Origin of the sequence: Silvania confinis (assembly GCF_025564085.1) — a bacterium.
GTDB lineage: Bacteria > Pseudomonadota > Gammaproteobacteria > Enterobacterales > Enterobacteriaceae > Enterobacter > Enterobacter confinis.
In genome coordinates this window covers 659,066-681,568 of the sequence record NZ_JAMGZJ010000077.1, presented here as the reverse complement: position 1 = coordinate 681,568, position 22,503 = coordinate 659,066, and the positions used below count along the sequence as shown (strand labels likewise).

The window sequence follows — 22,503 nt, the reverse complement described above, 5'->3', positions numbered from 1 at the left end:
TTTAGGGAGATTTGATGGCTTACTCAGTACAGAAATCGCGCCTGGTGAAGGTTGCGGGTGTTTCGCTTGTGATGCTGCTCGCTGCCTGTAGCTCAGATTCGCGCTACAAGCGCCAGGTGAGCGGGGACGAATCCTATCTGGATGCTGCGCCGCTTGCTGAAATTCACGCACCTGCTGGTATGATCCTGCCGGTTCAGAATGGCGACTACAACATTCCGGTCACCAATGGCAGCGGTGCGGTAGGTAAAGCACTTGATATTCGTCCGCCAGCTCAGCCTCTGGCGTTGGTGAGCGGGGCGCGTACTCAGTTTACGGGCGATACCGCGACGCTGCAGGTCGAGAGTGCGCGTAATGCCGCCCTGTGGCCGCAGGTGGTCAGCGTGATTCAGTCGAAGAACTACGCGATTGATAAACGCGATGATGCCAGCCAGACGCTGACGACAGATTGGATCCAATGGAGCCGTCTGGATGAAGATCAACAGTACCGTGGCCGTTATCAAGTCTCTGTTAAACCTCAGGGTTATCAGCAGGCTGTGGTGGTTAAGCTGGTGAATCTGGAGCAAGCGGGCAAGCCAGTGGCGGATGCCGCTTCCATGCAGCGCTACAGCACCGAGTTGCTCAACGTTATTGCCGCGGGCCTCGATAAAACCGCGACCGATGCCGCCAATGTGGCGCAGAGCCGTAATGGCGCGACCTTTGACGTGCAGAGCGCTGCCGACGATACCGGTCTGCCAATGCTGGTCGTGCGTGGTCCATTTAACCAGGTCTGGCAGCGTCTGCCTGCCACCCTTGAGCGCGTTGGCATGAAAGTGAATGACAGCACCCGCTCAACCGGTAGCCTGGCTGTGACCTACAAACCGCTGTCCGACAGCGGCTGGGAAGCATTAGGTGCACGCGATCCGGGCCTGTCTTCTGGCGACTACAAACTTCAGGTCGGCGATCTGGATAACCGTAGTAGCCTGCAGTTTATCGACCCGAAAGGTCATACGCTGACCCAGTCGCAGAACGATGCGCTGGTGGCTGCCTTCCAGGCCGCATTCAGCAAATAAAAAAAAGGGGCTGGTTAATCCAGCCCTTTTTATTTTAGTGCTACGCAAACGTGTGCGTGGCATAATGTGCCGGATTTTTTACACCAATCATCACACCAGGAGTAATGAAGATGCAGAAGCAAGCTGAGTTGTATCGTGGCAAAGCGAAAACCGTATACAGCACGGAAAATCCCGATCTGTTGGTGCTCGAGTTCCGCAATGATACGTCAGCAGGAGATGGCGCGCGCATTGAACAGTTCGACCGTAAGGGGATGGTGAACAACAAGTTCAACCACTTCATTATGAGCAAGCTGGAAGAAGCGGGTATTCCGACGCAGATGGAAGCGTTGCTGTCCGATACGGAATGTCTGGTGAAAAAGCTGGAGATGGTTCCGGTGGAATGTGTCGTCCGTAACCGCGCCGCTGGTTCCCTGGTGAAGCGTCTGGGTATCGAAGAAGGTATCGAGCTCAATCCGCCGCTGTTTGACCTGTTTCTGAAAAATGACGCCATGCACGATCCGATGGTCAACGAATCTTACTGCGAAACCTTTGGTTGGGTGAGCAAAGAGAACCTGGCGCGCATGCAGGAACTGACCTTCAAAGCTAACGACGTGCTGAAAAAGCTGTTTGATGATGCCGGTCTGATTCTGGTCGATTTCAAACTGGAATTTGGCCTGTTCAATGGCGAAGTGGTGCTGGGCGATGAGTTCTCCCCGGACGGCAGCCGCCTGTGGGACAAAGAGACGCTGGATAAGATGGACAAAGACCGTTTCCGTCAGAGCCTGGGTGGCCTGATTGAAGCCTATGAAGCCGTTGCCCATCGTCTGGGCGTCAAACTCGATTAATCCTGCGCTTTTGTGCCAGAGAAGCCTCTGTTTCTCTGGCATCTCATCCTTGTTTCCTGTGGTAATCTTTCCCTGAACCGCCTACGATCATACTCATTATCAAAACGATATTTCGAGGTGGTTATGCGTTGGCAAGGGCGTCGCGAAAGCGACAACGTAGAAGACAGACGTAGTGGCGGCGGTCCATCAATGGGCGGCGGTCCTGGCTTTCGTTTGCCGGGTGGCAAGGGCGGCATTATTTTACTGCTGGTCGTGGTGGTCGCGGGCTATTACGGCGTCGATCTGAGCGGCTTACTGACCGGACAGCCGATACAGCAGCAACAGCAGACCCAGCGCTCTATCAGCCCGAATGAAGACGAAGCCGCCAAATTTACTTCTGTGGTTCTCGCCACCACCGAAGATACCTGGGGACAGCTGTTCGAAAAAATGGGCCGCACTTACCAGCAGCCGAAGCTGGTGATGTATCGCGGCGCGACCCGTACCGGCTGCGGCACCGGGCAGTCAGTGATGGGGCCGTTCTACTGTCCGGCCGACACCACCGTCTATATCGATCTCTCCTTTTACGATGACATGAAACGCAAGCTGGGCGCTGACGGTGACTTTGCTCAGGGCTACGTCATCGCCCACGAAGTCGGGCACCACGTGCAAAAGCTGCTCGGTATTGAGCCAAAAGTTCGCCAGCTTCAGCAGAATGCCAGCGAGTCCGAAGTGAATGCGTTGTCGGTGAGTATGGAGCTGCAGGCGGACTGCTTTGCCGGGGTCTGGGGCCACAGTATGCAGCAGCAGGGCGTACTGGAAGCGGGCGATCTTGAAGAAGCCCTCAACGCCGCTCATGCCATTGGCGATGATCGCCTGCAACAGCAGAGCCAGGGGCGAGTGGTGCCGGACAGCTTCACCCACGGCACCTCGGAACAGCGCTATCAGTGGTTCAAACGCGGTTTTGACGGTGGCGATCCCGCCCAGTGCAATACTTTCGGTAAGGCCCTGTAATCAGCGATGTCAGGGATGAGATTAACGGGTTTACCTGAACAACTGGCACGAGAGGGGCACCGGCGACTGCTGGTGCTAAGTGGGGAGGCGTTCTGGACCGGGCAGCAGGCGCTGACGCTGCGCGATGCCCATCCCGGCGACTGGCTGTGGGTTGGCGATAACGCCCCTGTAGCCGACGCCTGTTCGCCGCAGGCGTTGCATCAGCTGTTAGGGCGCGAGTTTCTGCATGCCATCTTCGATGCCCGCCACGGGTTTGACGTCTCGGCGTTTGCCGCCGCAGGCGGTACGCTGCGGGCCGGTAGCCTGCTGGTGCTGCTGGTCCCGGACGTTGACCGATGGCCTGCACAGACCGACCATGACTCCCTGCGCTGGAGCGACAGCCCATCGCCCATCGCCACCCCGAATTTTATTCATCACTTCTGCCGCCACATCGCCCGCGATCCGCAGGTGCTGTTGTGGCGGCAGGGTCAACCCTTCACTCTGTTGCCCACTCCGGCAGCGCCCGAATGGCAGCCCGCCAGCGGCGAGCCGCAGAGCGAGCAAGCGGCAATCCTCGATAACCTGGCCCGCATGTCTGATGGTATCGCTGCGTTAACCGCCCCGCGCGGACGCGGTAAATCGGCGCTGGCGGGCATGCTGCTGCAGCGTATTCCGGGCAATGCCATTGTGACCGCACCCGCCCGCGCTGCGACGGAGGTCATCGCCCGCTTTGGCGGAGAACGCTATCACTTTATGGCACCCGATGCGCTGCTGGACTCGACGCAGGTGGCCGACTGGCTAATTGTCGATGAAGCCGCCGCCATTCCCGGTCCGGTTCTGGAGCAACTGGTGGCGCGCTTTCCCCGCGTGCTGCTCACCACCACGGTGCAGGGTTATGAAGGCACCGGCAGAGGCTTTTTGCTGAAATTCTGCGCCCGTTTTTCCGGGCTGCGCTACTTCACCCTCAGCGCCCCGGTACGCTGGGCCGTAGGGTGCCCGCTGGAGCGGATTATTGCCGAGGTGTTGCTGTTCGATGACCAACCCGACGACACCCCGCCTCAGGGGCCGGTGCAGTTTATGCCGCTGGAGCAGGAGGCCTGGCAGCGGGAACCGGCCCAACCGGCCGCGGTCTACAAGCTGCTGTGTGCAGCCCACTATCGAACCTCGCCGCTCGATCTGCGGCGGATGATGGATGCGCCGGGGCAGCATTTCGTCGTTGCCCGCGCCGGTGAGACGGTCTGTGGGGCGCTGTGGCTGGTGGACGAAGGGGGATTGAGCCCGGCCCTCAGCCAGGCGGTGTGGGCGGGCTATCGGCGTCCACGCGGCAATCTGGTCGCGCAGTCGCTGGCCGCGCACGGGGGCTCGCCGCAAGCGGCAGCGCTCACCGCCCGACGGGTGACGCGGGTGGCGGTGCATCCTGGCCGCCAGCGTGAGGGGATTGGCCTGGCGCTGGTCGCTCACGCCCGCCAGCTGGCACAAACGGACTACCTCTCCGTCAGTTTTGGCTACACCGACGCGCTGTGGCGCTTCTGGCAGCGCTGCGGTTTTGTACTGGTGCGGATCGGCAGCCACCGGGAAGCCAGCAGCGGGTGCTACACGGCGATGGCGATGCTACCGGTCAGCGAGGCGGGACGCGCGCTTTGCCAGCGTGAGCATCAGCGGCTCTGTCGCGATGCGACAATCCTTGAGCACTGGAACGGCGAAAAGATCCCGGTAGCGGCAGGTGCGGCGTCTACCCTTAATGATGATGACTGGCTGGATCTGGCCGGGTTCGCCTTTGCGCACCGTCCGTTCTCCGCGGCGGTCGCCAGCCTGACGCGGTTGCTGCTGACTACGCCACTGCCGCTAACCGGGCTGCGCGGTAAAATCGAATCGAGCCTCGACGATGCGGCCCTGAGCCGTACCCTGAACCTGAGCGGACGCAAAGCGCTGCTGGCGCATTTGCGCCGTGAAACGGGGTCAGCGCTGGCGCAGCTCGACCGCGAACGCTGCCAGCAGCTGCAATCTACTATTTTGCAATGGCAATTTTTTCAATGAGTTCATCAGTAAACCGGCATGTTCATTCTGTTTGTCAGGCGTAGAATTCAGCCTATCAATTAAGGAGATCGCCATGAAACATGACCATTTTATTGTCCAGAGCCCCGCACAACCGGCCAAACAGCTGCTGTTGCTGTTCCATGGCGTCGGCGATAACCCGGTCAACATGGGGCAGATCGGCAGCTGGTTTGCGCCGCAGTTCCCGGATGCGCTGGTGGTCAGCATCGGCGGCGTAGAGCCGTGCGGGCCAACCGGCCGCCAGTGGTTTTCCGTGCAGGGCGTCACCGAAGAGAACCGTCAGGAGCGTGTGGATGCGATCATGCCGGTGTTTGTTGATACGGTTCGCTACTGGCAGCAGCAAAGCGGCGTCAGGGCGAATGCCACCGCGTTGATCGGTTTTTCGCAGGGCGCGATCATGTCGCTGGAGAGCGTGAAAGCCGAACCGGAGCTGGTATCGCGTGTGATTGCGTTTAATGGCCGCTATGCCACCCTGCCAGAAAGTGCCACCACCGCGACCACCATCCATCTGATTCACGGCGGTGAGGACCGGGTGATTGAGCTGTCCCATGCGGTGGCCGCTCAGGAAGCGCTAATCCGCGCGGGCGGCGATGTGACGCTGGATATTGTGGATCAACTGGGACACGCCATTGACGATCGCAGTATCCAACTGGCGCTGGACCACCTGCATTTTACCGTGCCGAAACACTACTTTGATGAAGCGCTCAGCGGCAGCAAACCGAAGGACGACGATATCGTCGAATTCTTGTAGGGAACAGCCTCTCCCCGGCAGGGGAGAGGCGTAACATCTTACTTCTTCTGGTCTTTCTTCGGCCAGTCGTCTTCATCGTCCCATTTATCGTTAAAATCGCGATGCGGGGGAAGTTCGGGTTTGTTGGCGAGGAATTTCTTGTGATCAACGCGCTTGAGATCCTTGATCACGTTCAGCAGTACGCCTACAAGAAAAACCAGTACCAGAATCCACCAGTATTTAGCCAGCCAGTCCATTCGCTTATCCTTCTTCAGGGCAATCGTCAGGCGACGAGTTGCTCCATGATACGTTGATACATTCGGGCCAGCAGTTGCAAATCAGCTGCATTCACGCATTCATTGATTTTATGAATGGTGGCATTAACCGGCCCAAGTTCCACCACCTGCGCACCCATGCGCGCAATAAAGCGCCCGTCGGATGTGCCGCCCGTGGTCAGCAGTTGCGGTTTAATTTCATTATAGTGCGCGATAGCGTTAACCACCGCATCCACCAGCTTACCGCGTCCGGTGAGGAACGGCTGACCAGATAACCACCAGTCAACGCTGTAGCGCAGCTGATGCTTCTCGAGCAGCGCCGCCACGCGAGCTTTGATCATCTCGTCGGTGAGTTCGGTACTGAAACGGAAGTTAAACTGCACAAACAGATCGCCAGGGATCACGTTGTTGCTGCCGGTGCCGGCCTGCATGTTGGCTATCTGCATGCTGGTTGGCGGGAAGTATTCGTTGCCTTTATCCCATTCGATCCCGACCAGCTCGTTGAGCATCGGGGCCGCGCGATGAACCGGGTTATCGGCCAGGTGCGGATAGGCGACGTGACCCTGCACGCCGTGAATGGTCAGGTTGCAGGTGATAGAGCCACGACGGCCATTTTTCACCACGTCACCCACCACTTCGGTGCTGGACGGCTCGCCGACCAGGCAATAGTCGAGGCGTTCGTTACGCGCCATCAGCGTTTCGACCACTTTCACCGTGCCGTTTTTGGCGCTGGCCTCTTCATCAGAGGTGATCAAAAACGCCAGCCGGCCTTTATGGTTCGGGTTTTGCTCAACGAAGCGCTCAGCGGCAACCACCATCGCGGCCAGCGAACCTTTCATGTCCGCAGCACCGCGGCCAAAGAGCATACCGTCGCGGATGGTCGGTTCGAAAGGGGGATTGATCCAGCGGTCGGCATCACCTGGCGGCACAATATCCGTATGTCCGGCAAACGCCAGCGTTTCGCCCTGACCACGCCATGCCCAGAAGTTTTGCGTGTCGCCAAAATCCATGGGTTCGACGGTGAAACCGATCGCCCGCAGGCGTTCGATCATCAGAGCCTGACAACCCGCATCGTCCGGGCTCAGGGAGGGGCGGCGAATAAGCTGCTGAGTCAGCTCAATGACCGGGCATGACATAGACTACACCTCAATAAAATAGGTTTGGTATTGGGATTCTTTGAAACCCAGCAGCATAGGCTTACCGGGCGCCCAGAGCAATGGGCGTTTGATGATTGCCGGCATTTCAATCATCAGGGCAGCGGCGCTGTCGGCATTATTGATGCTGCTACGTACCGTTTCATCCAGCTTGCGCCAGGTGGTGCCCCGGGTATTCAGCAGCGCTTCCCAGCCCAGTTCGCCGATGAATTGTTGCATTAAATCCGCATCGAGGCCGTCAACGCGGTAGTCGTGAAAACGGTAATCAACGTGGTTATCCTCAAGCCAGCGACGGGCTTTTTTTATGGTGTCGCAGTTTTTGATGCCGTAGAGGGTGATCATGGTGAATCCTTTTGTCTTAAACAGCGATGAATTGCTCAGTGTTTTCGATGATGCAGGGAGGCGAAAATATAACACATTTGTTTTATAACATTATTTAATATTCATGATTAATGCGGAAATCACCCCTGTTCTGAATATTCTCTCATCTTAATCGCATAGAAGCGCAAAGGGAAAAATACCCTGTAAAACAGTTGCTAATTAAAGTTTTCACCCTAAAGAGTGGTTGTTTCAAAATATTGCAGTGCGTCACATAAAATTTATGGTCTTAGACGCATAGTTAGTACAAGTCAGTGGTACCAAGGGAGGTAGCCGACCACCATTGATTAAAAAGTCTTCACAATGCTGATATATTTTCGTAGAATGACGATAATAATAAGAGAGGTAGTTATGATTGAACGTGAACTGGGGAACTGGAAAGATTTTATCGAAGACATGCTTCGTAAATGAAATTCAGGAAGAACTGCAAGAGCACTTAATTAGCAAAATAACAATAGTGTGTAAATAAACACACAAAAAAGGCGTCCGGGAGGGACGCCTTTTTTATTTTAAGCGCTTTATTTTTGTCGCTCTTTTAACGGAAAACGACGGCGCACCAGCACAAAGAACAACGGGACAAAGTAAATGGCGAGGACAGTCGCTGAAATCATGCCGCCCATGACGCCGGTCCCGACCGCATGCTGGCTACTGGAACCTGCGCCGGAGCTGGTGGCCATCGGCAGGACGCCAAAAACGAACGCCAGGGAGGTCATCAGGATCGGACGCAGACGCTGGCGACAGGCTTCGAGCGTTGCCGACAGCAAGTCCTGACCTTGTTCATTGCGCTCGTTGGCAAATTCAACAATCAGAATGGCGTTCTTCGCTGACAGGCCAATTACCGTCAACAGCCCCACCTGGAAGTAGACGTCATTTTCCAGACCGCGCATCCAGGTGGCGAGCAGGGCACCGATCACCCCCAACGGCACTACCAGCATCACCGAGAACGGCACCGACCAGCTTTCATACAGCGCGGCCAGGCACAGGAACACGACCAGCAGCGACAGGGCATACAGCGCCGGGGCCTGGGCCCCGGACAGGCGTTCCTGATAGGACATTGCGGTCCACTCCAGGCCAAACCCGGTTGGAAGCTGTTGCACCAGATTTTCCATCACGTCCATCGCGGTACCGGTACTGACCCCCGGCGCGGCCTCCCCGACAATCTCTACCGCCGCATAGCCGTTATAACGCTCCATGCGCGGTGAACCCGTCTCCCAGCGCGAAGTGGCGAAGGCCGAGAAAGGTACCATCCCGCCCTCTTTGTTGCGCACGTACCATAAGTTGATATCGTCCGGCAGCATGCGGTATTTGGCATCGGCCTGGACGTAGACCTTTTTCACGCGACCACGGTCCATGAAATCGTTCACGTAGCTTGAGCCCCAGGCGGTTTGCAGGGTGTCGTTAATATCGTCAATCGACACCCCCAAAGCCTGAGCCTTACGCTGGTCGATATCCACCTGCAATTGCGGGCTATCATCCAGACCGTTGTGGCGCACGCGGGTCAGCGACGGCTCTTCGCCTGCCAGTTCCAGTAGGCGGTCGCGCGCGGCCATTAGTGCGATGTGTCCGGCACCGGCGTGATCCTGCAGCTCCATATCAAAGCCTGCCGAGCTGCCGAGCCCGCTAATCGCGGCCGGACTGCTGGCAAAGACCCGCGCCTCTTTAATGTGGCTAAAGGCTTTAGTGGCACGCTCAATAATGGCAAACGAACTGCCGGTATTCGGGTCACGCTGCTCCCAGTCTTTCAGACGCACAAACATCCGCGCCACGTTCTGCCCGTTGCCGCCAGGGCCCGAGCCCACGGTGGCAAACACCGACAGCACGGTATCCTTCTCTTTGGTGAAGAAGTACGACTCAACCTGCTCGACCACTTTCAGGGTCTGCTGCTGGGTGGATCCGCTCGGTAACTGTACGGAGGTGATAAACATCCCCCGGTCTTCCAGCGGCAGGAACGAGGTCGGCAGACGCAGGAATAAGAAGATCATCCCGCCGAGCAGCAGAACATAAATCAATATCCAGCGCAGGCTGCGCTGCAGGATACGGCCCACGCCCGCCTCGTAGCGCGCGGCGCTGCGGTTGAACATGCGGTTGAACCAGCCGAAGAAACCTTTCTGGCCGTGCTGTTCGCCTTTGTGCAGCGGTTTAAGCAGGGTGGAGCACAGGGCCGGGGTGAGGATCATCGCCACCAGCACCGACAGCACCATCGCCGAGACAATAGTGATGGAGAACTGGCGGTAAATAGCGCCGGTGGTGCCGCCAAAGAAAGCCATCGGCACAAACACCGCCGACAGCACCATCGCGATACCGACCAACGCGCCCTGGATCTGTCCCATCGACTTACGCGTCGCCTCGCGCGGCGAGAGCCCCTCTTCGCTCATGATGCGTTCGACGTTCTCCACGACCACGATGGCATCATCGACCAGCAGGCCGATCGCCAGCACCATCGCAAACATGGTGAGGGTGTTAATGCTGTAGCCAAAGGCGTACAGCACCGTGAAGGTGCCGAGCAGTACGACCGGGACGGCAATGGTTGGGATCAGCGTGGCGCGGAAGTTTTGCAGGAACAGGTACATCACGAGGAACACCAGCGCGATGGCCTCGAGCAGGGTTTTGACCACGTCCTCGATGGAGGCTTTAACGAAGGAGGTGGTTTCGTAGGCGATTTTATATTCCAGCCCGTGCGGGAAATAATGCGACAGCTCGTCGAGACGGCTGATGACCTGCTCCGCCGTTGCCATCTCGTTGGCGCCGGAGGCCAGTTTGACCCCCAGACCGGAGGCCTGCTTGCCGTTAAAGCGGCTCAGGTAGTCGTATTTTTCCGCCCCCATTTCCACCGTGGCGATATCCCCAAGGCGCACTTCCGACCCGTCCTGATTAACGCGCAGGGTAATGTCGCGGAACTGCTGCGGCGTTTGCAGCAGCGACTGGGAGTTGATGGTGGCATTCAGCGACTGCTTATCGACCGACGGCGTTCCGCCCAGTTGGCCGACGGCAATCTGCGCATTTTGCGATTCGATGGCGTCGGTAACGTCTTTCGCCGTCATCTGGAAACTGTTCAGCTTCGCCGGATCGAGCCAGATGCGCATTGAATATTGTGAGCCGTAGGCGTCGATATCGCCCACGCCGTTAATGCGGCTCAGGGGATCCTGAATATTACTGGCCACATAGTCGGCGATGTCCTGTTTATCCATTGAGCCGTCGGTGGAGACAAAGGCGATGGTCAGAATGTTGGTATCACCGGTTTTACGCACCGTCACGCCCTGGTTTTGCACCGCCTGCGGCAGCTTACGCAACGCGGACTGAAGCTGGTTTTGCACCTGCTGCACCGCTTCATCGGGATCGGCACCGGCAGTAAAACTCAGCGTGACCGTGGCCTGGCCGGTGGCGCTACTCTGGGAGGACATATACATCAGGTTATCGAGGCCGGTCATGTTTTGCTCAATGACCTGGGTGACGGTGTTCTCCAGCGTTTGCGCCGAGGCGCCAGGATAGTTGGCCGTGATGCGCACGTTCGGCGGGGCCAGATCCGGGTACTGCTCAACGGGAAGAGAAAGAATAGCCAGCGTGCCCGTCAGGCATAACAAAATTGCCAGCACCCAGGCAAAAATGGGGCGATCAATGAAGAAATTCGCCATTAAATTGAGACCTCGTTTTGCTGCGCATCGCGATGATAGATTGCCGCCTCACTCTAGCGGCAACGTGGGTGTCAAACGTGGAGAAATAAAGGAGATAATGTAAATTATCATGCGTCTTTACTGTTATTTACCGGCGAACGGAAGCAGACATTCACCTGGGTGCCGCCATCCACTGGCTGCGAGAAGTGCAATGTGCCCCCGAGTCGCCCGGCACGCTCGCGCATGATGTTCAGGCCATAGTGCCCTGGCGGTTCGCTGGCATCGCCAATGCCGATCCCGTTATCGCGAATATACACAGTGTGGACGCCCTCCGGGGCGGTGGTGCAACTGACGGTGATCTCGCTGGCCTGCGCATGCTTAATGGCATTCAGCACCGCCTCACGGACGATCTGCAGTAAATGCACCTGCTTGTGCGCATCCAGCGCCAGCGTCGACAGCTGACAGTCGAGGTGAAGCCTGGCGTGGGTCTGGTTCTGCAGGCCATCCATCGTCTCCTGCAGCGCGGCGGGCAGGTTGGCCTGGTTCAGCGTCAGACGGAAGGTGGTCAGCAGTTCGCGCAGCTGTTGATAGGCAGCGTTCAGCGCCTGAGAAAAATCAGTAATGATGTTTTGCGCCGGGAGGTTCTCTGGCGGAACCGCATGCTTAAGCAGCGTCAGCTGGATGCGCAGGTAAGACAGCACCTGCGCCAGCGAGTCGTGCAACTCCCTGGCAATGATGGCCCGCTCCTCCATCAACAGCAGTTGATGGTAGTGCTTCTGCGCCTGGTTAAAGTAGATCCCGCGTCCGAGCAGGATGGCGACGTTTTTCATCAGCGGCAGCGACACCGCGCTCTGTTCACTCTGCCAGCGCAGCTCGCCGAAGCGGGTTTCCAGCATCACTACGGGCAGGGCCTGCATCTCAAGATCGCCAGAGGAACTGCCTTCCTGCAGTTGCCAGCCATCGCTGGCGTGCAGCGCCACATAGCGCATCCCGGAATATTCCTGCACGATTTGCAGAACATGACGGAAACAGTGGCTGTCGATCTGGCTGGTATTCATCGCCTGGGAGCACTTAAACAACATCTCCAGCTGCTGATGGGCTTCATGCAGGTGGCGGGTCTTCTCTTCAACTGAGCTTTCCAGCGAGCGGTACAGGGTGTGCAGTTCCGCCGACATGTGGTTAAAGGTGCGTGACAGCAGGCCCAGCTCGTTCGGCAGATCGCTGTCCGGCACCGGGTGATCGAAGCGACCTTGTTCAATTTGCTGGCTGGCGGCGACCAGGTGCGTAAGCGGGGCGACGACCTGTCGGCGGATGCGGCGCAGGGTGAGAAACGCCAGCAGACAAATCGCCAGCCCGCCCGCCAGCGAAATGGCGACCACCAGTTGGATTTTGTGTTCGGCGTAGTGTTGCAGGGAGAGAACAAACGCGTCGATACTCCGCACATACTCGCTGATATGGCTGTGATACCAACGGTAATCACCCTGAGCGAGCTTCTGATCCACCGTCTGCCAGCTAAGCTGCAACTGGCGATAGCGCTGCTTCACTTCATTTGGGACATACCAGCGGTTCAGGCTCTGCAGGGCCGGGGCGTTCAGCGTCTGCTGCCAGGCCAGACGATGTGCCGCCAGATCGTTTTGCCCACCTTGGATCTCGTAACCCAGGCGATAGCTCTGCATCCTCAGCGACCCGGCCAGGTTGATGGCTTCGGCATCGCGCTGGCTGCTGGCGAGCGTAAACAGCGCAATCGCCCCCGTCAGCAGGGACAACACAATAATCGAGAACAAAGCCCGGGCGAGGCTTCGTGAAACGGGCTGTTTAACGGTCACAAATAGCATCCTGAGCAGAGTAAGGTCCTGACCGGGCGAGCGTGTCGCCAGGGTTCGAAACGTCATTTTAACCGCAATGAAATTAATTGATCTGCCACAGGTTCAGGCGAAATAGATCGCTTTCCTGTGCAATTGAACATTGCCTGATACCGTTGCGGTCGGTAAATACAATATTCATACAAAGAATAAGGTTATGGAAGACAGGACGGGTATCTTATGAATCATTTTATCATGGCCAACAGCCAGCAATGTATTGGATGTCGTGCCTGCGAAGTGGCCTGCGTGATGGCCCATCACGACGAGCAGCACGCCCTCAGCGCGCGCCATTTTACCCCGCGCATCACCGTGGTCAAAGAGGGTAACAGATACAGTGCCGTGGCCTGCCATCACTGTGAAAATGCCCCCTGCGCACAAAGCTGCCCGAACGGCGCGATCGCCAGAACCCGCGACAGCGTACAGGTGGACAGCCAAAAATGCATCGGCTGCAAAGCCTGCGTGGTGGCCTGCCCGTTTGGCACCATGGAGATTGTGACGACCGCAGAAGCAGCTACCGCGCAGAAATGTGATTTGTGCCTGGACCGCCCGCAGGGCCCGGCCTGCGTCGAAAACTGCCCGGCAGATGCCTTGTCGCGCGTCACCCCGGAGAGCCTTAATCATTTGGCCCGCAGCCGACGCTTGCGCACGGCCCGGCATGAGGCGCAGCCGTGGCAGACCCGCGAGAGCAGCCCGGTGGGTATCAGCAAGCGTGACCAGATGCAGGCTCTGCCACCGCGCGGCGAGCCGGATAAACTTACCCCGGCGGCGCGAGCCAATAATTTTGCCGAAATCTACCTGCCGTTTCGTCCGCAGCAGGCGCACCGCGAGGCCGAGCGCTGCCTGAAGTGCGGCGAACATTCGGTGTGCGAATGGACCTGTCCTCTGCACAACCATATTCCCCAGTGGATTGAGCAGGTTTTGGAAGGCAACATCGAGGCCGCCGTCGAGCTTTCTCATCAGACCAACTGTCTGCCGGAAATCACAGGTCGGGTCTGCCCGCAGGACAAGCTGTGCGAAGGGGCCTGCACGGTGCGCGATGTTGCCGGTTCAGTGACCATCGGCAACATTGAGCGCTATATCTCTGACCAGGCGCTGGCGAAAGGCTGGCGACCGGATCTGAGCGGCGTGCAGCCGGTGGATAAACGGGTGGCGATTATTGGTGCCGGGCCTGCCGGGCTGGCGTGCGCCGACGCGCTGATCCGTCGCGGCGTCAGCGTTACGGTATTCGACCGTCACCCGGAGATCGGCGGCCTGCTTACCTTCGGCATTCCGGCCTTCAAGCTGGATAAATCCCTGCTGGCCCGTCGTCGGGAAATCTTTACCGCGATGGGCATCCGCTTCGAACTGAACTGCGAAGTGGGGAAAGACGTTCCGCTCGCACAGCTTCTGAGCGACTACGACGCGCTGTTTGTAGGGGTGGGAACGTACCGATCAATGAAAGCCGGGATCCCGCAGGAAGACGCGCCGGGCGTATACGACGCGCTGCCGTTCCTGGTGGGCAATACCCGCCAGCTAATGGGGCTGGCCTCTACGGCTGACGAACCCTTTGTCGATACTGCCGGGCTGAACGTGGTGGTGCTGGGCGGCGGCGACACGGCGATGGACTGCGTGCGCACCGCGCTGCGTCACGGAGCGGCAAACGTCACCTGCGCCTATCGTCGGGATGAAGCCAACATGCCGGGCTCGAAAAAAGAGGTCAAAAACGCCAAAGAAGAGGGGGCGGCGTTTGAATTTAACGTCCAGCCGGTAGAGCTGGTGCTCGACGATGCCGGGCGCGTCAACGGTATTCGCCTGCTGCGCACCCGTCTGGGCGAGGCCGATTCGCAGGGCCGTCGCCGCCCGCAACCGATCCCCGGCAGCGAGTTTGTGATGCCTGCCGACGCGGTGATCATGGCCTTTGGCTTTAACCCGCACGCGATGCCCTGGCTGCAGGCGCAGGGCGTCGACGTCGATGACTGGGGGCGAATTGCCGCCAGCGTCGACAGTCGCTTTCGCTATCAGACCAGCAACCCGCAGATTTTTGCCGGTGGCGACGCGGTACGTGGGGCGGATCTGGTGGTGACGGCGATGGCAGAAGGGCGGCACGCCGCCCAGGGGATCGCCGACTGGCTGGGGGTAAACGCGCCCGCCGCCCATTAATCAGGCGGGCGACAAAGCGGGCTTCACCGCGTAGTATGGCGCTACTGCCTTGCGCTATGGAGCCCGTATGTCACTGAAAATTGACCTGATTAAAGATAAAATCCTTTCTGAAAACTATTTTGTTCTGCGCAACGTTACCTACGATCTGACCCGCCGCAATGGCGAGGTGATCCGTCACAAGCGTGAAGTGTATGACCGGGGTAACGGTGCCACCATCCTGCTGTACAACCGCGAGAAAAAGAGCGTGGTGCTGATCCGTCAGTTCCGCATCGCCACCTGGGTGAATGGCAACCTCGAGGGTCGGCTGATTGAAACCTGCGCCGGACTGCTGGATGACGATGAGCCCGAAGTCTGCATCCGCAAAGAGGCCGTCGAAGAGACCGGGTTTGCAGTGGGCGAGGTGCGTAAAGTCTTTGAGCTGTACATGTCCCCCGGCGGCGTGACGGAAATCGTGCATTTTTTCATCGCGGAATACAGCGAAGCGCAGCGCACCGGCGCGGGCGGCGGCGTAGAAGATGAAGATATCGAGGTGCTGGAACTGCCCTTTACGCAGGCCTTGTTGATGATACAAACGGGTGAAATACGTGACGGCAAGACGGTGATATTATTACAATATTTACAGAGTTCTGGGCTAATGCCTTGATCTTAATAGGCTTAAAAAGATGCATTTTGGATAAAGCTATCCGATAAATCTGATTGAGCAACCCCGGCCTGGGCAGGAAGATAGCGTCTGTCTGTCCCGTCTGCTTCCAGGATCGTGCTATTCATGCGTCACTGCATTTTTCTTATTCTCATGCTCTGCGTGCTGCCCGCGTCATTTGTTCAGGCGGCACCGGCACAGCAGTCTTTTACTGACTGGCAGGTTACCTGCAACAATCAGAATTTTTGCATCGCACGCAACACCGGTGAGCATAACGGGCTGGTGATGACCCTGAGCCGCAGTGCTGGCGCTAAAGCCGATGCGGTAGTGCGCATCGATCTCGGTGGGCTGATGACGCCCGATCCGAAAGAGCCCGCCATTGCTCCCCGCTTACGCCTTGACGGCGACCCGCTCCCGCTGGATGTGAAGCACTGGCAACTGACGTCCTGGCGTCTGACGACCGACGATCCCGCCATCATTACCTCCTTACTGACTACGCTGCAGCAGAAAAAAGCCATCACCCTTGATCCGGGCAAGCAGATGCTCTCGCTTAACGGCTTGAAAGAGGCGATCCAGTTTATCGACGCCCAGCAAAAACGCGGTGGGAGTGAAACCGCGTGGATCAATAAAGGTGACGACCCGCCGCTGAGCGTACCGCCCGCGCCGGCCCTGAAAGAGGTGGCGGTGGTCAACCCGACCCCGACGCCGCTGTCGCGCGAAGAGCGCAGCGACCTGGTGGATTACGGTACCTGGCGCATGAACAATAGCCAGTGTTCCCTCGATCCGACGCGCCGCGAAGTGCGGGTGACGGCGTTAACGGATGACAAAGCGCTATTGATAATCAGCTGTGAGGCGGGTGCCTATAACACAGTGGATTTGGCCTGGCTGGTGTCGCGCAAAAAACCGTTCGCATCCCATACGGTGCGCCTGCGCCTGCCGTTTGTCGCCTCCAGTGAAAGCAGCGACATGGAGTTGATGAACGCCAGCTTTGATGAGAAAACCCGCGAGCTGACCACCCTGGCCCTGGGGCGCGGCATTGCCGACTGCGGTATCCAGACCCGCTGGCGTTTTACCGGCCAGCGTTTTCGTCTGGTGCGCTACGCCGAAGAGCCGAGCTGCGATAACTGGCATGGGCCGGATGCCTGGCCCACGCTGTGGATCACAAGGTGATAAAAGTAAAACGGTAACCACAAGGTTACCGTTTTTAGTATTTGCGCCCTCTCCCTGTGGGAGAGGGCATCAGGCCGCACTGCCGGGCAAGGCACTCCTGGCTACAATAATCGCTGCGCCTTCTCCACCACGTTCTCGACCGTAAAGCCGAAGAACGGGAACAGCTTGTCGGCAGGTGCCGATTCGCCATAACTGGTCATCCCGACGATAGCCCCCTTCAGCCCGACATACTTGTACCAGTAGTCGGCGATCCCCGCTTCAACCGCCACGCGCGCGGTCACATCCGAAGGCAGCACCGACTCGCGGTACGCCTCGTCCTGGGCATCAAAGATATCCGTTGAAGGCAGCGACACCACCCGCACGGCGTGACCTTCTGCCGTCAGCTTCTCGGCAGCCTTGACGGTTATCTCCACTTCTGAACCGGTGGCAATCAGGATCACATCCGGTTTGCCGCCGCTGTCTTTCAGGATATACCCGCCGCGAGCGATGGCCTTGACCTGATCCGGCGTGCGCTCCATCTGCGCCAGATTCTGCCTGGAGAGGATCAGCGCCGTCGGGCCGTGGTGACGCTCTACCGCCAGCTTCCAGCCGACCGCGGCTTCCACCTGATCGCAGGGACGCCAGGTGCTGAAGTTCGGCGTCAGGCGCAGGCTGGCGAGTTGTTCTACCGCCTGGTGGGTCGGGCCATCTTCCCCCAGCCCGATGGAGTCGTGGGTATAGACCATAATCTGCCTGGCCTTCATCAGCGCCGCCATCCGCGCCGCGTTACGGGCGTATTCGACAAACATCAGGAAGGTGGCGGTGTAGGGCACAAAGCCGCCGTGATGGGCGATGCCGTTGGCAATGGCGGTCATGCCAAACTCGCGCACCCCGTAGTGGATATAGTTCCCGGCGAGATCCTCTTTGATCGAGGTCGAGCCTGACCAGATGGTCAGGTTGCTGGGTGCCAGATCCGCCGAGCCGCCAAGCAGCTCGGGCAGGATCGGACCGATCGTGTTCAGGGTATTTTGCGAGGCCTTACGGGTGGCGATTTTCGCCGGATTAGCCTGTAAATTCTCAATCAATGCCTGAGTCGTCTCTTCCCAGTCCTCCGGCAGCCCGCCGCTCATGCGACGGTTAAACTCGGCCGCAAGTTCCGGGTGGGCTTTCTGGTAGGCAGCAAACTGGTCCTTCCATTCAGCCTGTGCTTTTTCGCCGGATTCGCGGGCATCCCACGCTTTGTAAATTTCTTTCGGGATCTCAAAGGCCGGGTATTTCCAGCCCAGCTTCTGGCGGGCCAGGGCTACTTCCTCTTCGCCCAGCGGCGAGCCGTGGGCTTCTTCCTTCCCGGCTTTGTTCGGTGAGCCAAATCCGATGACCGTGCGACAGATAATCAGCGACGGCTTATCGGTGACGCTCTGCGCCTCCTCAATCGCGGCTTTCAGCGCCTGCGGATCGTGACCGTCAATCTCATGCACCACGTGCCAGTGGTAGGCTTCAAAGCGTTTGGCCGTGTCGTCAGTGAACCAGCCCTCGGTTTCGCCGTCGATGGAGATGCCGTTGTGATCGTAGAAACCAATCAGTTTGCCCAGCCCCAGCGTCCCCGCCAGAGAAGAGACTTCGTGCGAAATCCCCTCCATCAGACAGCCATCGCCCATAAACACGTAGGTGAAGTGATCGACAATCTCATGTCCCGGCTGGTTGAACTGCGCCGCCAGCGTGCGCTCGGAAATCGCCAGCCCGACCGCGTTGGCCAGCCCCTGACCCAGCGGCCCGGTGGTGGTTTCGACGCCCGGCGTATAGCCCAGCTCCGGGTGTCCTGGCGTTTTCGAGTGCAGCTGGCGGAAGTTTTTCAGCTCCTCGAGCGGCAGGTTGTAGCCGGACAGGTGCAGCAGGCTGTACAGCAGCATCGAGGCGTGACCGTTAGAGAGAATAAAGCGGTCGCGGTCGTACCACGTCGGATCGTTCGGGTTGTGTTTCAGGAAGTCGTTCCACAGCACTTCGGCGATATCGGCCATGCCCATCGGTGCGCCTGGATGACCGGAATTGGCTTTTTGCACGGCATCCATGCTGAGGGCGCGAATGGCATTGGCTAACTCTTTACGGGACATAATTCACTCCATGGCAGGGTTAAAGTTTGGCGGCGAGCAGATCTTCAAGTTTGCGCTGGTCGACCGCGAAAAGGCGGATCCCCTCTGACAGCTTATCAACCGCCATGGGGTCCTGATTATGCTCCCAGCGGAATTCGGCTTCGGTCAGCGGTTTCGGTTTTGGCAGGACGGTGGAGGAGGGCACCAGGCGACGGATCACCGGTTCCTCTTTTTCCTGTAGCTCTTTGAGCAGGTTGGGGGAGATGGTCAGCCGGTCGCAGCCGGACAGGGCAAGGATCTGCTCGGTGCGACGGAAGCTGGCACCCATCACGATGGTTGCGTAGCGGTGCTGTTTAAAGTAATCGTAGATATTGCGTACCGATTTGACCCCGGGATCTTCTTCCACCACGTAGGGGTCCATCGGTTTACGGGCCTGATACCAGTCGTAAATACGCCCGACAAACGGTGACACCAGGAACACCCCGGCTTCGGCGCAGGCGCGTGCCTGCGCAAAGGAGAACAGCAGCGTCAGGTTGCAGTTGATCCCCTCTTTTTCCAGCACTTCGGCGGCGCGGATCCCTTCCCAGGTGGAGGCCAGCTTGATCAGAATGCGCGACTTATCAATATCCTGATCCTGATACAGCTGCACCAGATGCCGCGCTTTGGCGATGCTTTTCTCCTGATCGAACGAAATCCGGGCGTCCACTTCGGTGGAGACGCGCCCCGGAACGCTTTTCAGTATTTCGCAGCCGAAGTTGACCGCCAGCTTATCGCTGGCCTCGGCTACCTGCTGCTCTTTGGTTTTGCCGCGCGATTTGCCATAGCTGATGGCGTCATCGATCAGGTGGGCGTAGCTTTCGAGCCCGGCGGCTTTAAGCAGCAATGACGGGTTAGTGGTCGCATCTTCCGGCTGATAGTGGCGGATCGATTCGATATCGCCGCTGTCGGCGACCACGGTGGTGAATTGTTTGATGCCGTCTAGTTGGTTCATAAGTGATGACTCCTTGAAAATAAAAGAGTTGGTTGAGTGTGTTCGATCACACTTCTGTCAATTTCGCGACGTACTTAACAAAAAAGCATAGCAGACAGGTAAGGTCTTGCTTTGATGGGCGGGTAACATGATTGTTATAAATTGATAACAATTTTTGCTTTTTGATGGTGAGAGTTTGGCAGCCTTCAAAGTTTGAACGGCAGTCAGCGGCGATACTATCCGCCACCCAGGGTGAACATCAGACCATAACAACATCACCCTTTTTGTACACTACGTGAAAGGAACCCTACAATGGACGAGCAGTTGAGACAAAGTGCCCTCGATTTTCATGAATTTCCCGTTCCCGGTAAAATTCAGGTTTCCCCGACCAAGCCCCTCGCGACTCAGCGTGACCTGGCGTTAGCCTACTCGCCTGGCGTAGCCGCTCCGTGCCTCGAAATCCAAAAAGATCCGCTGGCAGCCTACAAATACACCGCGCGCGGCAATCTGGTGGCCGTGATTTCCAACGGCACCGCGGTGCTGGGGCTGGGCAATATCGGCGCGCTGGCGGGCAAACCGGTGATGGAAGGCAAGGGCGTGTTGTTCAAGAAATTCGCCGGTATCGACGTGTTTGATATTGAAGTCGATGAACTCGACCCGGACAAATTTATCGACGTGGTGGCCGCGCTGGAGCCCACCTTTGGCGGCATCAACCTCGAAGACATCAAAGCGCCGGAATGTTTCTATATCGAGCAGACGCTGCGTGAGCGTATGAACATTCCCGTGTTTCATGATGACCAGCACGGGACGGCGATCATCAGCACCGCCGCCATTCTGAATGGCCTGCGGGTGGTAGAGAAAAACCTGTCCGATGTACGGATGGTGGTTTCTGGTGCCGGTGCGGCAGCCATTGCCTGTATGAACCTGCTGGTCGTGCTGGGCATGCAGAAGCACAACATTGTGGTCTGCGACTCCAAAGGGGTGATCTACAAAGGCCGCGAAGCCAATATGGTCGAAACCAAAGCCGCCTATGCGGTAGAGGATGACGGCAAGCGCAGCCTGGCGGACGTCATGGACGGGGCGGATATCTTCCTCGGCTGCTCGGGCCCGAAAGTGCTCAATGAAGAGATGGTGCTGAAGATGGCCCGCGCGCCGCTGATCCTCGCCCTGGCGAACCCGGAGCCGGAGATCCTGCCGCCGCTGGCGAAAGCGGTGCGCCCGGACGCGATTATCTGTACCGGCCGCTCAGACTATCCGAACCAGGTGAACAACGTTCTGTGCTTCCCGTTCATCTTCCGTGGCGCGCTGGACGTAGGTGCCACCGCCATCAACGAAGAGATGAAGCTGGCGGCGGTTCACGCCATTGCCGAGCTGGCGCATGCTGAACAGAGCGAAGTCGTTGCGTCGGCATATGGCGATCAGGATCTGAGCTTCGGCCCGGATTACATCATTCCAAAACCGTTCGATCCGCGCCTGATTGTCAAAATCGCTCCGGCCGTGGCGAAAGCGGCGATGGACTCCGGCGTGGCGACGCGCCCGATTGCTGACTTTGATGCCTATGTGGATAAGCTGAGCGAGTTTGTCTATAAAACTAACCTGTTCATGAAACCGATCTTCTCCCAGGCCCGCACCGATGCAAAACGCGTGGTGATGGCTGAGGGCGAAGAAGCGCGGGTGCTGCATGCGACTCAGGAACTGATTACTCTGGGACTGGCGAAGCCGATCCTGATCGGGCGTCCGAGCGTCATCGAGATGCGTATTCAGAAGCTCGGTCTGCAGATCAAGCCGGGCGTGGACTTTGAGATCGTCAACAACGAATCGGATCCGCGCTTTAAAGAGTACTGGAGTGAGTACTACAGCATCATGAAGCGCCGGGGGATCACCCAGGAGCAGGCCCAGCGGGCGGTGATCAGCAACACCACGGTGATCGGGGCGATCATGGTACATCGTGGCGAAGCCGACGCGCTGATCTGCGGCACCATTGGGGATTATCACGAACATTTCAGCGTGGTGCAGGAGATCTTCGGCCACCGCGAAGGCGTGCATACGGCGGGGGCGATGAATGCGCTGCTGCTGCCAAGCGGCAACACCTTTATTGCGGATACTTACGTTAACGACGATCCTACCCCGGAGCAGCTGGCCGAAATTACGGTGATGGCGGCGGAAACCGTGCGTCGCTTTGGTATTGAGCCGAAAGTGGCCCTGCTGTCGCACTCTAACTTTGGTTCATCCAAATCGGCGGCGGCCTGCAAAATGCGCCAGACGCTGGAGCTGGTGCGTAAGCGTGCACCGGAGCTGATGATCGACGGTGAGATGCACGGCGATGCCGCGCTGGTGGAAAGTATCCGCAACGAGCGGATGCCGGACAGCCCGCTCAAAGGCTCTGCCAACGTGCTGATCATGCCGAACGTGGAGGCGGCGCGCATCAGCTATAACCTGCTGCGCGTTTCCAGTTCTGAAGGGGTAACCGTGGGGCCGGTCCTGATGGGGGTGGCGAAACCGGTGCATGTGTTAACACCGATTGCCTCGGTTCGCCGTATTGTGAACATGGTGGCGCTGGCGGTGGTTGAGGCGCAGACTCAGCCGCTGTAGGCGGGTGTTGTCGGGT

17 protein-coding genes are annotated in these 22,503 nt (G+C 58.2%); 10 read left to right on the top strand and 7 right to left on the bottom strand.

Going from position 1 to position 22,503, the window contains the following annotated elements; translation table 11 throughout:
- Positions 1-14: 14 nt before the first annotated feature.
- The 5 genes from bamC (at position 15) to ypfH (ending at position 5,648) form a co-directional block, all read left to right on the top strand.
- Positions 15-1,049, top strand: coding sequence for an outer membrane protein assembly factor BamC (gene bamC, locus M8013_RS17205; protein WP_271268999.1), 1,035 nt, complete (start codon positions 15-17; stop codon positions 1,047-1,049).
- A gap of 110 nt (positions 1,050-1,159) precedes the next feature.
- Complete coding sequence (gene purC, locus M8013_RS17200; protein WP_271268998.1) at positions 1,160-1,873, top strand: phosphoribosylaminoimidazolesuccinocarboxamide synthase; 714 nt, start codon at positions 1,160-1,162, stop codon at positions 1,871-1,873.
- Between the two features lie 123 nt (positions 1,874-1,996).
- The gene (gene ypfJ / locus M8013_RS17195) at positions 1,997-2,863 is read left to right on the top strand and encodes a KPN_02809 family neutral zinc metallopeptidase (RefSeq protein WP_271268997.1); all 867 of its coding nucleotides are present in this window, start codon (positions 1,997-1,999) and stop codon (positions 2,861-2,863) included.
- Between the two features lie 15 nt (positions 2,864-2,878).
- Positions 2,879-4,879 (top strand): tRNA(Met) cytidine acetyltransferase TmcA, encoded by a 2,001-nt coding sequence (locus M8013_RS17190; RefSeq protein WP_271268996.1) that lies wholly within the window; start codon positions 2,879-2,881, stop codon positions 4,877-4,879.
- A gap of 73 nt (positions 4,880-4,952) precedes the next feature.
- On the top strand, positions 4,953-5,648 hold the full coding sequence (ypfH, locus tag M8013_RS17185; protein ID WP_271268995.1) for an esterase: 696 nt from the start codon (positions 4,953-4,955) through the stop codon (positions 5,646-5,648).
- A 38-nt stretch (positions 5,649-5,686) separates the two neighbouring features.
- Here the strand turns inward: ypfH and M8013_RS17180 are convergent, their stop codons facing one another.
- The 3 genes from M8013_RS17180 to M8013_RS17170 are packed head-to-tail and all read right to left on the bottom strand — an operon-like array spanning position 5,687 to position 7,398.
- Entirely contained in the window at positions 5,687-5,884 is a 198-nt protein-coding gene (locus M8013_RS17180) for a YpfN family protein (RefSeq protein ID WP_039029679.1), read from the bottom strand.
- A gap of 26 nt (positions 5,885-5,910) precedes the next feature.
- On the bottom strand, positions 5,911-7,038 hold the full coding sequence (gene dapE / locus M8013_RS17175; protein WP_271268994.1) for a succinyl-diaminopimelate desuccinylase: 1,128 nt from the start codon (positions 7,036-7,038) through the stop codon (positions 5,911-5,913).
- Positions 7,039-7,041: 3 nt separating this feature from the next.
- Entirely contained in the window at positions 7,042-7,398 is a 357-nt protein-coding gene (locus tag M8013_RS17170) for an ArsC family reductase (protein ID WP_271268993.1), read from the bottom strand.
- Positions 7,399-7,785: 387 nt separating this feature from the next.
- Between M8013_RS17170 and ypfM the strand changes: the two genes are divergently transcribed.
- Positions 7,786-7,845 carry a protein YpfM gene (gene ypfM, locus M8013_RS17165; RefSeq protein WP_100780840.1) on the top strand — a complete coding sequence of 20 codons (60 nt, stop codon included), beginning with the start codon at positions 7,786-7,788 and terminating at the stop codon, positions 7,843-7,845.
- Between the two features lie 107 nt (positions 7,846-7,952).
- On the opposite strand, the gene acrD is transcribed toward ypfM, so the two are convergent.
- Entirely contained in the window at positions 7,953-11,066 is a 3,114-nt protein-coding gene (gene acrD / locus M8013_RS17160) for a multidrug efflux RND transporter permease AcrD (RefSeq protein WP_271268992.1), read from the bottom strand.
- 107 nt (positions 11,067-11,173) lie between these two features.
- Entirely contained in the window at positions 11,174-12,871 is a 1,698-nt protein-coding gene (narQ, locus tag M8013_RS17155) for a nitrate/nitrite two-component system sensor histidine kinase NarQ (protein WP_271268991.1), read from the bottom strand.
- Positions 12,872-13,087: 216 nt separating this feature from the next.
- Here narQ and aegA point away from each other — a divergent pair, with 216 nt between their 5' ends.
- The 3 genes from aegA (at position 13,088) to M8013_RS17140 (ending at position 16,856) form a co-directional block, all read left to right on the top strand.
- Positions 13,088-15,046: a formate-dependent uric acid utilization protein AegA gene (gene aegA, locus M8013_RS17150; RefSeq protein WP_271268990.1), complete on the top strand. Its 1,959-nt coding sequence runs from the start codon at positions 13,088-13,090 to the stop codon at positions 15,044-15,046.
- A 67-nt stretch (positions 15,047-15,113) separates the two neighbouring features.
- Positions 15,114-15,689, top strand: coding sequence for a GDP-mannose pyrophosphatase NudK (nudK, locus tag M8013_RS17145; protein WP_271268989.1), 576 nt, complete (start codon positions 15,114-15,116; stop codon positions 15,687-15,689).
- Positions 15,690-15,812: 123 nt separating this feature from the next.
- A complete protein-coding gene (locus M8013_RS17140; RefSeq protein ID WP_271268988.1) occupies positions 15,813-16,856 on the top strand; it encodes a DUF1176 domain-containing protein in 1,044 nt (347 codons plus the stop codon).
- A gap of 101 nt (positions 16,857-16,957) precedes the next feature.
- On the opposite strand, the gene tkt is transcribed toward M8013_RS17140, so the two are convergent.
- A complete protein-coding gene (gene tkt, locus M8013_RS17135) occupies positions 16,958-18,946 on the bottom strand; it encodes a transketolase (protein WP_271268987.1) in 1,989 nt (662 codons plus the stop codon).
- Between the two features lie 19 nt (positions 18,947-18,965).
- Positions 18,966-19,916 carry a transaldolase gene (tal, locus tag M8013_RS17130; protein WP_271268986.1) on the bottom strand — a complete coding sequence of 317 codons (951 nt, stop codon included), beginning with the start codon at positions 19,914-19,916 and terminating at the stop codon, positions 18,966-18,968.
- A gap of 291 nt (positions 19,917-20,207) precedes the next feature.
- Between tal and maeB the strand changes: the two genes are divergently transcribed.
- Positions 20,208-22,487 (top strand): NADP-dependent oxaloacetate-decarboxylating malate dehydrogenase, encoded by a 2,280-nt coding sequence (gene maeB / locus M8013_RS17125; protein WP_271268985.1) that lies wholly within the window; start codon positions 20,208-20,210, stop codon positions 22,485-22,487.
- Positions 22,488-22,503: the final 16 nt, after the last annotated feature.

What these genes read in the sequence shown, in the direction of transcription:
- bamC (WP_271268999.1), top strand. Translation starts at nt 15, where the DNA reads ATGGCTTACTCAGTACAGAAATCGCGCCTGGTGAAGGTTGCGGGTGTT.
- purC (WP_271268998.1), top strand. Translation starts at nt 1,160, where the DNA reads ATGCAGAAGCAAGCTGAGTTGTATCGTGGCAAAGCGAAAACCGTATAC.
- ypfJ (WP_271268997.1), top strand. Translation starts at nt 1,997, where the DNA reads ATGCGTTGGCAAGGGCGTCGCGAAAGCGACAACGTAGAAGACAGACGT.
- M8013_RS17190 (WP_271268996.1), top strand. Translation starts at nt 2,879, where the DNA reads ATGAGATTAACGGGTTTACCTGAACAACTGGCACGAGAGGGGCACCGG.
- ypfH (WP_271268995.1), top strand. Translation starts at nt 4,953, where the DNA reads ATGAAACATGACCATTTTATTGTCCAGAGCCCCGCACAACCGGCCAAA.
- M8013_RS17180 (WP_039029679.1), bottom strand. Translation starts at nt 5,884, where the DNA reads ATGGACTGGCTGGCTAAATACTGGTGGATTCTGGTACTGGTTTTTCTT.
- dapE (WP_271268994.1), bottom strand. Translation starts at nt 7,038, where the DNA reads ATGTCATGCCCGGTCATTGAGCTGACTCAGCAGCTTATTCGCCGCCCC.
- M8013_RS17170 (WP_271268993.1), bottom strand. Translation starts at nt 7,398, where the DNA reads ATGATCACCCTCTACGGCATCAAAAACTGCGACACCATAAAAAAAGCC.
- acrD (WP_271268992.1), bottom strand. Translation starts at nt 11,066, where the DNA reads ATGGCGAATTTCTTCATTGATCGCCCCATTTTTGCCTGGGTGCTGGCA.
- aegA (WP_271268990.1), top strand. Translation starts at nt 13,088, where the DNA reads ATGAATCATTTTATCATGGCCAACAGCCAGCAATGTATTGGATGTCGT.
- nudK (WP_271268989.1), top strand. Translation starts at nt 15,114, where the DNA reads ATGTCACTGAAAATTGACCTGATTAAAGATAAAATCCTTTCTGAAAAC.
- M8013_RS17140 (WP_271268988.1), top strand. Translation starts at nt 15,813, where the DNA reads ATGCGTCACTGCATTTTTCTTATTCTCATGCTCTGCGTGCTGCCCGCG.
- tkt (WP_271268987.1), bottom strand. Translation starts at nt 18,946, where the DNA reads ATGTCCCGTAAAGAGTTAGCCAATGCCATTCGCGCCCTCAGCATGGAT.
- tal (WP_271268986.1), bottom strand. Translation starts at nt 19,916, where the DNA reads ATGAACCAACTAGACGGCATCAAACAATTCACCACCGTGGTCGCCGAC.
- maeB (WP_271268985.1), top strand. Translation starts at nt 20,208, where the DNA reads ATGGACGAGCAGTTGAGACAAAGTGCCCTCGATTTTCATGAATTTCCC.